This is a genomic window from Pedobacter sp. Leaf250, assembly GCF_920984735.1.
Taxonomy (GTDB): domain Bacteria; phylum Bacteroidota; class Bacteroidia; order Sphingobacteriales; family Sphingobacteriaceae; genus Pedobacter.
In genome coordinates this window covers 156,406-168,398 of the sequence record NZ_CAKLBU010000013.1, presented here as the reverse complement: position 1 = coordinate 168,398, position 11,993 = coordinate 156,406, and the positions used below count along the sequence as shown (strand labels likewise).

General features: G+C 37.7%; 8 protein-coding genes. 2 read left to right on the top strand and 6 right to left on the bottom strand.

The window, feature by feature from the left end; genetic code table 11:
• Window positions 1–511: 511 nt before the first annotated feature.
• Together LUA91_RS20700 and LUA91_RS13500 are read left to right on the top strand one after the other, a co-directional pair.
• Window positions 512–2,779: a helix-turn-helix domain-containing protein gene (locus LUA91_RS20700; RefSeq protein ID WP_304622637.1), complete on the top strand. Its 2,268-nt coding sequence runs from the start codon at window positions 512–514 to the stop codon at window positions 2,777–2,779.
• A 227-nt stretch (window positions 2,780–3,006) separates the two neighbouring features.
• Window positions 3,007–3,615 carry a SprT-like domain-containing protein gene (locus LUA91_RS13500; protein ID WP_231426577.1) on the top strand — a complete coding sequence of 203 codons (609 nt, stop codon included), beginning with the start codon at window positions 3,007–3,009 and terminating at the stop codon, window positions 3,613–3,615.
• A gap of 99 nt (window positions 3,616–3,714) precedes the next feature.
• Here LUA91_RS13500 and ade read toward each other — a convergent pair whose 3' ends face one another.
• The 6 genes from ade to tatC form a co-directional block, all read right to left on the bottom strand.
• Complete coding sequence (ade, locus tag LUA91_RS13495; protein WP_231426576.1) at window positions 3,715–5,352, bottom strand: adenine deaminase; 1,638 nt, start codon at window positions 5,350–5,352, stop codon at window positions 3,715–3,717.
• 92 nt (window positions 5,353–5,444) lie between these two features.
• On the bottom strand, window positions 5,445–7,421 hold the full coding sequence (locus tag LUA91_RS13490; protein ID WP_231426575.1) for a thiamine pyrophosphate-dependent enzyme: 1,977 nt from the start codon (window positions 7,419–7,421) through the stop codon (window positions 5,445–5,447).
• 30 nt (window positions 7,422–7,451) lie between these two features.
• Window positions 7,452–8,840: a LutB/LldF family L-lactate oxidation iron-sulfur protein gene (locus tag LUA91_RS13485; protein ID WP_231426574.1), complete on the bottom strand. Its 1,389-nt coding sequence runs from the start codon at window positions 8,838–8,840 to the stop codon at window positions 7,452–7,454.
• A 90-nt stretch (window positions 8,841–8,930) separates the two neighbouring features.
• The gene (locus LUA91_RS13480) at window positions 8,931–10,568 is read right to left on the bottom strand and encodes a M28 family peptidase (protein WP_231426573.1); all 1,638 of its coding nucleotides are present in this window, start codon (window positions 10,566–10,568) and stop codon (window positions 8,931–8,933) included.
• A gap of 29 nt (window positions 10,569–10,597) precedes the next feature.
• The gene (gene rpiB / locus LUA91_RS13475; RefSeq protein ID WP_231426572.1) at window positions 10,598–11,035 is read right to left on the bottom strand and encodes a ribose 5-phosphate isomerase B; all 438 of its coding nucleotides are present in this window, start codon (window positions 11,033–11,035) and stop codon (window positions 10,598–10,600) included.
• A 45-nt stretch (window positions 11,036–11,080) separates the two neighbouring features.
• The gene (gene tatC / locus LUA91_RS13470) at window positions 11,081–11,962 is read right to left on the bottom strand and encodes a twin-arginine translocase subunit TatC (RefSeq protein WP_231426571.1); all 882 of its coding nucleotides are present in this window, start codon (window positions 11,960–11,962) and stop codon (window positions 11,081–11,083) included.
• Window positions 11,963–11,993: the final 31 nt, after the last annotated feature.

The following is an 11,993-nucleotide window of genomic DNA, read 5'->3' as shown; positions in this document are numbered from 1 at the left end:
TTATATTTGTAATGAGAAAGAAATGTCCGGAAGAACGGCAGATAATAAATGTCTGCTGCTCTAAAGGAAAGCTTTGGCCTTTTCTATGCTAAATGACTAATATTAATCATAGGAGTATTTCCGCTGCTGTCCCTTAGGGTTTAGATAACTTCCCGAGTAATTCTTAGGATAGTTTTAAAACCCATCGTTTAAAAACTTGCATTCTTATATTTTAATTTTTAAACACTGGAATATGTATTAAAGCGGCTGTATTTTTTGAGGTGGTTTTATGCCAAAAGCGACAACCCTTTGTTAAATAAACCTGATGGCAGCGAGCATCCCGATATTTCATCGGATAAAGCGCACAGCGGGGCTGCTATTCCCGATGAAAAACTGAGCATTCATTTCCAATCATATAACCTCGCCCACTGAAATTTATTAGCCGAAAACTAAAAATCATACTTATTTTTGTACTAAAATTGTTAGCTTTAATAATCCCACCGAACTAAAGCAACCTAAAATCTTATTGCCGATGCCACAAATAGAGGAAACTTCTATGGCTGCAGAAATTGCTGCCAAGTTTATCAATTACACTTCGAAACACGTTTTTTTAACCGGGAAAGCAGGGACTGGAAAAACTACTTTTTTGCGTAAACTGATCAAACTAACGCATAAAAAAGCGATGATTTGTGCACCCACCGGAATTGCGGCAATCAACGCTTCGGGAGTAACTATTCACTCGCTTTTTCAGTTGCCATTTGGTGCATTTTTTCCAGATGCGGCAGGGAATATCATGAATCAGAACATCACGTTTAACTTCAACACCCCGCGAACCATTGTGAAACACATGAATATGCAAGGAAATAAGCGCAGAATGTTGCAGGAATTGGAACTGTTAGTTATTGATGAAGTGAGTATGTTACGGGCCGATATGCTCGATGCAATCGACTTCGCGTTGCGATACATCCGCAGGAATAGAAATGTTCCATTTGGTGGGGTTCAGCTGCTATTTATTGGCGATTTGCATCAGTTGCCGCCTGTGGTAAAAAACGATGAATGGCGGGTTATGGCAGGTTTTTACAAGAGCATTTATTTCTTTGATGCTTTGGCTCTGCAAAATAATCAGCCAATTTATATTGAGTTAGATAAAATTTATCGTCAGGATGATGCCGTGTTTATTGATTTATTAAACAACCTGAGGAATAACAAAATTACACCACAAGATACTGCTTTACTTCGCCAGCATTTTAAGCAGGATTTTAAACCTGCCTCGGATGAAAATTACATCACTTTAACTACGCATAACAACAAAGCTGATAGTATTAACCGCGAAAGATTGACGCAGTTGAAAACCAAATCTTACTTTTTTGATGCAAAAGTTACAGGCGAATTTAATGAGTATGCTTATCCGAATGAGAAAAGTTTAGAGCTGAAAGTGGGTGCGCAAGTGATGTTTATTAAGAATGATATGACTGCCGAAAAACGTTATTACAATGGCAAAATAGGCGTTGTGCATCATATAGAAAAGGATGTTATCGAAATCGAATTGCCAGAAGAACGCACCGTGATTTCGGTTTCGCCATATACCTGGGAAAACGTAAAGTACAAACTGAACGAAGCAACCAACGAAATTGCTGAAAATGTTGCTGGCTCATTTGTGCAATATCCGATAAAATTGGCTTGGTCCATTACGGTGCATAAAAGTCAGGGATTAACTTTTGATAAGGCCATTATTGATGTTGGCGATGCCTTTGCACCTGGTCAGGCTTACGTAGCACTTTCGCGTTTACGTTCGCTAAAAGGTTTGGTTTTAACTTCGCACTTACGTGAAAGTGGTTTGCAACAAGACCAAAACATCCATTACTTTTCCAGCACAAAACAACCTGCTGAAGTTTTAACCGAGCAAATTAGTATAGAGAGTTACGATTTTATCAGAACTTATTTATTGGCGGCCTTCGATTTGAATTTAATCAGGTATTACATTAAAGAGCATCTTCAAACTTTTGATAAAAGTGATAAATCGACCAAGCAGCACTATGACGACTGGACAATGGAATTGTATGCTGACTTTCAAAAAATTACGGCGACTGCCGATACTTTTATCAACCAACTAAAAGGACTTTTTGCTGTGCAAACGGAACATACTTTTTTTAATGTTTCTAAACGGGTAGAGGCGGCATTAAAATATTTTAATCCACTACTAAAAGGCGTTTCTGATAAATTTTTAGCTCATATCGAACATGTAAAGGAAGAAAAAGGGATAAAAACTTATTTAACCGAGTTGCTGGAATTAGAAATTTTGGTTTACGAGCAGCTGAAAAAAATGCATAAAAGTAAAGCCCTATTACTTGCCATAATCGATGGGAAAGAATTTAGCAAAGCTGATACTGATGCACTGTTAAATGAATCGGAACGGAACGAACAATTGCAAAAAGCCATTCAGCTGAAAGGACAGGTTTTGAAAGTGAAATCGGCTGTTGAGAAGAAAAAGAAAGAACCAAAAGTTGATACGAAACTTATCAGTTTTGAGCTTTACGAGCAAGGAAAAACGATTGATGAAGTTGCAAAGGAACGTGGTTTTTCTGTGGGTACTATTGAGGGGCATTTAGCTTACTATGTTTCTACCCAGCAAATTGATGTTTCTAAATTGGTGAAACCTAATAAAATTAGAAATATAGCAGACGCAGTAGAAAGCCAGAAAACAAAATCGATGGCTACGATTCGGGAGTTTTTAGGTAAAGATTATTCTTTTGGCGAGATTAAACTGGTGCTGGCGTCGATGTTTCCATCGGAGGAGTAGTGTTTATTAATCATTTAAACGGTCGTCATTGCGAGGTACGAAGCAATCTTACTATTATGAGTTTTACAGCGACCGCATTAGGATTGCTTCGTACCTAGCAATGACGAGCTGGTAGACTATGTGTATAAAAAACATGTGTACTCTGTGGCTAAATCAATCTGTTTTCTCTTTGTAATTCTTATGACCATGTAGTTAAAATATTTTACTAATTCCTTATCTTCGCATTTGTGGAGAAAGTTGATTTATTAGCACAATACATGCCTGCTGAGGCAGCGCCGCTAATTGCAAAGTGGATAGATTATTTTCAGTGCGAGTTTAAAATCGCTAAAACCCGTTCTACCAAACTCGGCGATTACCGCCATCCTTACCGCGATAAAGGCCATAGAATTTCTGTAAATTTCAATTTGAATAACTACGCTTTTCTGGTTACAACCGTTCATGAATTTGCACATTTGTTAACCTGGAACGATTTTAAAAACAAAGTAAAACCACATGGTTTAGAATGGAAAAAGAACTTCCAAAGAATGATGGTGCCATTTTTTGATATGAAAATTTTTCCAGCTGACATTCATAAGGCAATCGATAATTACATGTCGAATCCAGCGGCATCAAGCTGTTCTGACTTACATTTATCCAGAGCTTTAAAGAAATATGATTCTCACAAAGTTGAAACTTTACACCTGGAACAACTACCCGTAAATACCATTTTCAAAATTAAAGATGGCCGCCGCTTTACCAAAGGCGAACGCATTAGAAAACGCTATCGTTGTGTTTGTTTAGATGATAAGCGGATTTATCTTTTTAACCCGCTGGCTGAGGTTTTTGTAGTGGAGTAGATAAAACTGTCGTCATTGCAAGAAATGAAACAATCCTGCAACGTTCGCTATAACACTCAAAGCATTAAGATTGCTTCGTGCCTCGCAATGACAATCATATTAAATAAACTCAAAATTATCGCCATCAAACAAACCTTTATCACTCAATTTTAAGCGTGGAATAACCAATAGGGCCATAAAAGAAAGCGTCATAAAAGGAGCAACTAAAGTTGAACCTAAATCTTTAGCAAACTTGTCGATTGAAGTGTAACGTTCAGCAACTTCATAGCCATTATGGTTACTCATTAAACCAGCTACAGGCAGCGGCAAAACTTTTTCATTGCCATTGCCCAAAGCAACTACACCACCGGTTTCTTGGATAACTAAATTTACCGCATCGCATATACTTTTGTCATCAACACCAACAGCTATAATGTTATGACTATCGTGTGCCACACTTGATGCAATTGCGCCTTGCTTTAGGCCAAAATTTTTAACAAAAGAAACTGCAATTGGCGCATCTTGGTAGCGGTTAACTACAACCATTTTTAATACATCGTTTTCTGAATCGCTGATGATATTTCCGTTTAAAACCTTAGGTTTTGCAATAAGTTTGTTGGTGATCAATTGTCCGTCTAGCGCTTCAATAACTGGAATTTCCTTTTGATTTTGAAATGGATAAAAAAAATCTTCTACCTTTTTTAAACTGCAATTAAAATGATTAACAGACTCTTTATCCTTTGAGTGTTTAACCCAATCGCCAATCATTTGACCATTTTCGGCAAGCAAAACCCCATCAATATAAGTTTGTTTAACCTTGAAATTTATCAAGTCTTCAATCATGATAAAATCGGCAAAATCACCAATCTGTAATTGGCCGACATCTAATTTGTAATGAAGAATCGGATTGATACAAGCTGCCTGAAGAACATTAAAAACATTGATACCTTTTGCAACTGCCCTAGCGCAAAGTTCATTAATATGACTTTCGACTAAGCTATCAGGATGTTTATCATCACTGCAAAACATCATCATTTCAGGCCAGTCGTTTAGCAAATCAATAAGGGCATCAAAATTTTTAGCCGCACTTCCTTCACGGATTAAGATTTTCATTCCTCGTTGCAATTTATCTAAAGCCTCCTCTGCAGTGAAACATTCGTGGTCGGTTGAAATCCCTGCATCGATATATTGCTGAACAGCATCGCCGCGTAAACCAGGTGCATGACCATCGACTGGTTTCCCCAACTCATGTGCAGCAGCTATCTTTTTTAAAACTTCCTCATCTTTACTAAGTACACCAGGAAAATTCATCATTTCACTAAGATATTTTATTTCAGGGCGTTCTAAAAGTGCTTTTACATCATCATGATTTAATTCAGCACCTGCGGTTTCAAAAATCGTAGCAGGCACGCAACTTGGCGCACCAAAATTGAATTTAAAAGGAACGGTATTGCCATTTTCAATCATGAATTCAACACCTTCCATGCCGCAAACATTAGCAATTTCATGTGGGTCGCTGATGGTAGAAACCGTACCATGAGTTACCGCTAACCTTGCAAATTCACTGGGAATCAGCATGCTGCTTTCTATATGAACATGGCTATCGATAAAGCCTGGGAGAATAAAATGAGCATCACTTTTAGCATCAGAAATTCTATTGATGGATTTTATTTTTCCACCTTCCACTTCTATTTCACCAAAGAAAATATTTCGCTTTGTGATATCAACTATGTTTCCCTGGACTTTAAAATTGCTCATTTTGTTTTATATGAATTAGCCACGGAAACACGGATTGACACGGAATTAAAACTATAACTTCCGTGATTTCAGTGCTTCCGTGGCAAAATAACTTAGTATTTCAATAATTTATCAATCGTTTCTGACAGCCTTGCTTTCGCTAAAAAATCATCTTCTAATACTTTATTCATCGGGATTGCTGTATCCAAACTGGCGCAGCGCAATACGGGTGCATCTAAATATTGAAAACAATGTTCGCCAATCCACGCTGAGATTTCTGCACCAAAACCATTGGTTAATGTATCTTCATGCAAGATTAAAGCTCTACCTGTAGATTTCACAGCTGCTGCAACTGTTTCTTTATCCCAAGGCTGCAATGTTCTTAAATCAATTAGAGCTGCATCACAGTGTGGATTATTTTTGATGTAATCTAACGCCCAATGAACGCCTAAACCATAAGTGATGATGGCGAATTTATTGCCATCGGTCAATGTATTCGCTTTACCAATTTCAGTTGTATAATATCCATCTGGAATGGGCGCAGATAAACTTCGGTACAAATATTTATGTTCAAAATATAGCACAGGATTTGGATCTTCAATTGCGGCCAGAAGCAAACCTTTCGCATCTTCAGGAAAAGCTGGATAAACCACTTTCAAGCCAGGTGTTTTGGTAAACCATGCCTCGTTACTTTGTGAATGAAAAGGACCTGCGCCAGTTCCCGCACCTGTAGGCATCCGCACCACAACATCGGCTTTTTCGCCCCAGCGATAGTGCGTTTTAGCTAAATTATTTACAATCTGGTTAAAACCAACCGTAACGAAATCGGCAAACTGCATTTCTACAACAGCTTTATAACCATTTATGGATAATCCCAAGCCAGCGCCAACAATAGCCGATTCGCAAATAGGTGTGTTGCGAACTCGTTCTTTGCCATACTTTGCCGTAAAGCCATCTGTTATTTTGAAAGCCCCGCCATAATCGGCAATATCCTGTCCCATTAAAACCAGGTTTGGATATTTTTGCATGGCTAAATCCAAGCCATCAGTTATCGCATCTAAATATCTTTTTTCTGTAGAAGATTGATTTGGTTCAATTATTTTTTGCTCGTAAGGGAAATACATATCCGCCTCTTCATAAATTGAATTTGCTTCAGGTTCTGGTTCATCAAAAGCTTCTTCCACTTCTAATTCAATTTCTTTTTTGATTTGAATTTTTATATCGGTGACAACATCAGAGGTTAAAATACCTTGTTCAATCAGATATGATTCGTAATTGCTTAAAGGATCTTTCTTCTCCCATTCATCAAATAATTCTTGCGGAACGTATTTGGTTCCTGATGCTTCCTCATGCCCACGCATTCTAAATGTTAAGCACTCCAATAAGATCGGACGGGGATCTTTACGAATTTCGCTGGCCAGCTGATGAATGGTATCGTAAACTTCAAGAATATTATTTCCATCAATTTGCCTGCCTTCAATACCGTAACCAATCGCTTTATCTACCAGATTTTTACATCTGAACTGCTCCGATTTTGGTGTTGACAAACCATAGCCATTGTTTTCGATGAGAAAAATAACAGGCAAATTCCAAACAGCTGCAACATTTACTGCTTCGTGAAAGTCGCCCTCACTTGTTGCGCCTTCGCCCGTGTAAACCAATGTTGCTTTTTGCTTATTTGCCAACACATCGGCCAGAGCAATTCCATCGGCCAAAGCCATTTGCGGACCGAGATGCGAAATCATTCCGATGATTTTAAAATCTTGTGTACCAAAATGAAAGGAACGGTCGCGACCTTTGGTAAAGCCAGTAAGTTTACCTTGCCATTGCGCCATCAACTTTTTTAGGGGAATATCTCGAGAAGTAAAAACACCAAGATTACGATGCATTGGCAGGATGTATTCATCACCCTGCATCGCTAAAGCAGAACCAACAGCTATCGCCTCCTGTCCAATTCCTGAAAACCATTTACCAATTCTCCCCTGACGAAGAAGTTTCAACATTTTTTCCTCAACCATTCGAGGATAAAGCAATCTTTTATATAGATTCATTAAAAACTGGTCGTCTTTGTCTCCTCGATTAAATTGCATATTTGGTTATTTTGTTGGTTGAATTGAAGTTTACGACTCCCTGTTTTTTTTCATTTCTTCAAATTGCTTTGCGAAAGATTTATCAGCAACTTTTGGCATTTCACGGTATTTACCCCAGCTCTTTTTGAAGAAAGTTTTAAGCATAAAGTTCTTGAATTTCCCTCCAAAAAAGTCCATCCACTTGCGTTTCTGCATCATTCGGTTAAACATTCCCCAACCCATTTCTTCAACTTTGCCATTCTCATGAGTTACCGCCGCATCTCTGCGATTCAACAACAACATTTTATGGATATCAATCTTAACAGGACAAACTTCAGAACATTTTCCGCACAAGCTAGAAGCATAGCTTAAGTGTTTAAATTCTTCCATACCCTTTAAATGCGGCGTAATTACCGAGCCAATTGGCCCGCTGTAAGTTGTGTTGTAAGTATGCCCACCAATATTTTTATAAACCGGACAAGCATTTAAACAAGCGCCGCAACGGATGCAGTATAAGCCCTGTCGCTGGTCTTTTTGAGCTAAGAGATTTGTACGTCCATTATCCAAAAGGATCACATACATTTCCTCTGGTCCGTCGGTTTCATTTGGTTGGCGAGGACCGCTCAAAATGGTATTGTAAACTGTTAAATTCTGTCCGGTTCCATGAGATGCCAGCAGAGGCCAAAATAAATCCAAATCAGCCATCGATGGAATAATCTTTTCGATGCCCACAATGGCAATGTGGATTTTAGGGAAAGTGGTACTTAATCGGGCATTTCCTTCATTTTCTGTTATGGCAATACTTCCTGTATCTGCAATTAAAAAGTTACCTCCGCTAATGCCGATATCAGCATTTAAATATTTATCACGAAGTAATTCTCTAGCTTTTTGAACCAGCTGCGGCGGTGTTGCATCAATTGGTGTCCCGAATTTATCATGAAATAACTTGGCAATATCCGTTGCACTTAAGTGCATCGCCGGCGTAACAATATGATATGGCGCCTGCCCAAGCAATTGAACAATGTACTCGCCTAAATCACTTTCTAAAGATTCAATTTGATTAATTTCCAGAAAATCATTCAAATGAATTTCTTCGGTAGTCATCGATTTAGATTTGATAACCGTTTTGCCGTTATTTCTTTTGATGATTTTTAAAATTTCCTGTTGCGCTTCTTCGGCATCATTTGCCCAGATCACTTTTCCACCTCTGCGCTGAAAATTAGATTCAAATTCAGGCAAGAACTTATCGAGATTTTCCATGACACGCCATTTAATAACGTGGGCTTTTTTCTTGGATGCTTCGAGGTTTTCGAATTTTGATAAGCCACGCTCAACAGCCGTATTGTATTTACCAATATTATAATTTATGGTTTTACGATGCGGTAAATCGAACGCTTTCTCATCAGATTTCTCTAAAAATTCCTCGGCAGTTTTCATCATATTTCAAAGATAGGAATTTCTATTGCCACCAAAAGTAATGTGCATAAAAAAGCCCCCCGAATAATCGAGAGGCATAATATTTTTATCTTATTATTTTTTTGGATTGCCTTTACTATCCTTATCTACAGTTGGTCGTTTAGCTCTGTTAGCCAATTCCCATGCCGTGAAATAAGTTAATTTGGCTCTCTTCGATAATAAAGGGAAGTTAATTTTGCTTACTTCATCGCCTGGTCTGTGATAATCCTGTTCCAACATTCCATCATAATAAAAGATAATAGGAATGCCCAATTTCGCAAAGTTATAATGATCTGAACGGTAGTAAATACGTTGTGTATCTTGAGGATCATCATATTTATAATCCAATTTCATTTTAGTATAGGTAGCATTCACTTGCTCACTTAATTGTCCTAATTCGCTACTTAGCATGTTAGAGCCAACCGAATAAATGTAGTTGGCAGAATCTGGTTTACCTAAATATTCTTCGCCAATACGCCCGATCATATCTGTATTTAAGTTTGCGATTGTATTTTCAACCGGAAAAACCGGATGTTGCGAATACCAATCAGAACCCCACAGACCTTTTTCCTCACCTACAACCGTCATAAAAAGAATGCTTCGTTTTGATCCTTTTCCTGCTTTTTTCGCATCAGTAAATGCTTTGGCCATCAAAAGAACACCTGTTGTTCCTGATCCATCATCATCTGCACCATTGTTAATTTTATCCGGTCCTTCAACTTCTGGAGTAATGCCAATATGATCGTAGTGACCTGTTAAAACCAAAACCTCTTTTTTTAATTTTGGATCTGTTCCTTCCAAAAAGCCTAAAACGTTTTCTCCACGAACATCAGTGCCTTTTTTCATTGCACTAGCAGAAATGGCAACGTTAATGGTTTGAGAAGCTGGTTTCGAAGATTCAGCAACTTTCTTCTCAAAAGCTTCTACCGAAGTATTGGCGGCTTTTAAAATTTCATTTGCTGTGGCTGTAGATACACTGATTACTGTAAATGGATTCTGTTTTTTCATGCGCTCCACCACTTCTTCTGTTCTCATAACCACCTGTCCAGCTTCTAATGATGCCTTACGCTCAGGAGAAATATTATCAACAGCTGGATCAATTAAAATAACAGCTTTTGCTTTATTTTGAGCCAGGTAATTCATCTTTTTTTGTCTCGCCATCATCGCCGCACGTCTATCTGGCTTGTCACCAGTTTTAACTGTCGGATCTCCGGCTGCAAAAATCAGAACAACCTTGCCTTCTACATTTAGGCCATCATATTCATTAAAACCATCTTTTGAGATTCCATAACCTGCAAAAACAATATCATCAGCGCTGAATGTAAAACCATTTAAACCTACAGCATTGCTTGTAATAAGGTAATCTTTGTAAGCTTGCTTTGGTTGTCCGTTAATGGTTAACATACTTTCGCTAATGGCATAAGTAGCTAAATCAATTTTTTGGAAGTAACCACCATCAACCGGGCCTTTTAATCCAAGTGATTTAAAATAATCGCGAATGTAATCTGCTGCCATCCAGGCACCTTTTTTACCTGTTTCACGACCTTCATATTCATCAGACGCTAAAATAGAAAGATGTTTAAATGCGTTTTCAGGATTAATAGCTTTGCTAAACCTAATTGCATCTTTATTCGGTGCGAGCGGTTTAACTTGAGCAAAGCAGCCAACACTCAGTATCGACGCCAAGCCTAGGGTTAAAAATTTTTTATTCATTATGGGTAAGTTAGTTAGTTTGATATAGGTTAACACGAAATTTTATCAACTCTGTTTTGATGGCGACCACCTTCAAATTCAGTATTTAAAAAAGTAGTGGTAATTTCTTTTGCCAATTCTTCTGAAACAAATCGAGCGGGAATACATAAAACATTTGCATTATTATGTTTTCTTACCAAAGATGCTACTTCATTCTCCCAACATAAACCTGCACGAATACCTGCATGTTTATTAGCGGTAATGGCTACACCATTTGCTGATCCGCAAAGTAAAATACCAAATGCATATTCACCAGTTTCCACTGCTGAAGCTACAGGATGAGCAAAATCAGGGTAATCAACAGAATCTAATGAATACGTACCAAAATCTTTTATCTCATAATCTGCGAGAAAATCTTTTAGCACTTCTTTATATTCAAAACCAGCGTGATCTCCACCAATCGCTATTTTTATTCTAGTTTCAGACATGTCCAAATTTATATAGAATTCTAAAATCTATTCGTAATGTTTTTGTTAGTTAGCGAAGAACGCAGCTTCATCTTTTTTCTTCTTTCTTTCGATAAAAGCAGAAACGAAAATACTTAATTCATAAAGCAGGAACAATGGTGTAGCAACGATCAACATCGTCATAATATCTGGTGTTGGCGTTACAATTGCGGCAATAATTAAAATGATTACAGCTGCATATCTTCTGCTCGATCTCATTAATTTCGGCGTCATTAATCCAAGTTTTGATAAGATGAAAATAATTACCGGAAGTTCGAAAATGATACCAGTTCCTAAGGTTAAAGTGGCAACCGATGATAAATATGAATCGACTGTGAATGTATTTTTAATTTCTTCACTTACCGTATAACCTGTTAAAAAGTTAACTGAAAGCGGGCACACAATGAAGTAACCGAATAAAATACCGACAATAAAAAGCATTGAGGCAAAAAACACGAAGCCACTTGCAGATTTACGCTCATTTTCATGCAAAGCAGGTTTAATGAAGCGCCAAATTTCCCAAAGTAGATATGGGAAACCTACTACAATGCCACACATTACACAAACATTTAGTTGAAGATTAAACTGACCGGCCATTTCAGTATTGATGATCTCTCCATTGATTTTCGTGATGCACATATCAGCACCTAGCGATGGAAATTTCTCAACCAATTTGCACATCATGCGATAAGTCCAAAAATCTGGCTTTTTAGGCCCAAAAATAATCTTATCTAGAATAAATTCGTTAAAGTAAAAAGCGATACCTGTAAAAACGGCAATGGCGATTACGGCTCTGATTAAATGTTTACGAAGAACGTCGAGGTGATCAAAAAAAGACATTTCTGCCTCTAAAGTTGTACTCTTTTGTCCTATAGCTTTTGTAAGGGAAGTTTTTTTAGTGTCGCTCATGTTGAAAACAAAAATACCATTCTAAATGAAT

Coding starts and splice junctions, on each gene's coding strand:
- tatC (WP_231426571.1), bottom strand. CDS start 11,962: ATGAGCGACACTAAAAAAACTTCCCTTACAAAAGCTATAGGACAAAAG.
- LUA91_RS13490 (WP_231426575.1), bottom strand. CDS start 7,421: ATGCAATTTAATCGAGGAGACAAAGACGACCAGTTTTTAATGAATCTA.
- rpiB (WP_231426572.1), bottom strand. CDS start 11,035: ATGTCTGAAACTAGAATAAAAATAGCGATTGGTGGAGATCACGCTGGT.
- LUA91_RS20700 (WP_304622637.1), top strand. CDS start 512: ATGCCACAAATAGAGGAAACTTCTATGGCTGCAGAAATTGCTGCCAAG.
- ade (WP_231426576.1), bottom strand. CDS start 5,352: ATGAGCAATTTTAAAGTCCAGGGAAACATAGTTGATATCACAAAGCGA.
- LUA91_RS13485 (WP_231426574.1), bottom strand. CDS start 8,840: ATGATGAAAACTGCCGAGGAATTTTTAGAGAAATCTGATGAGAAAGCG.
- LUA91_RS13480 (WP_231426573.1), bottom strand. CDS start 10,568: ATGAATAAAAAATTTTTAACCCTAGGCTTGGCGTCGATACTGAGTGTT.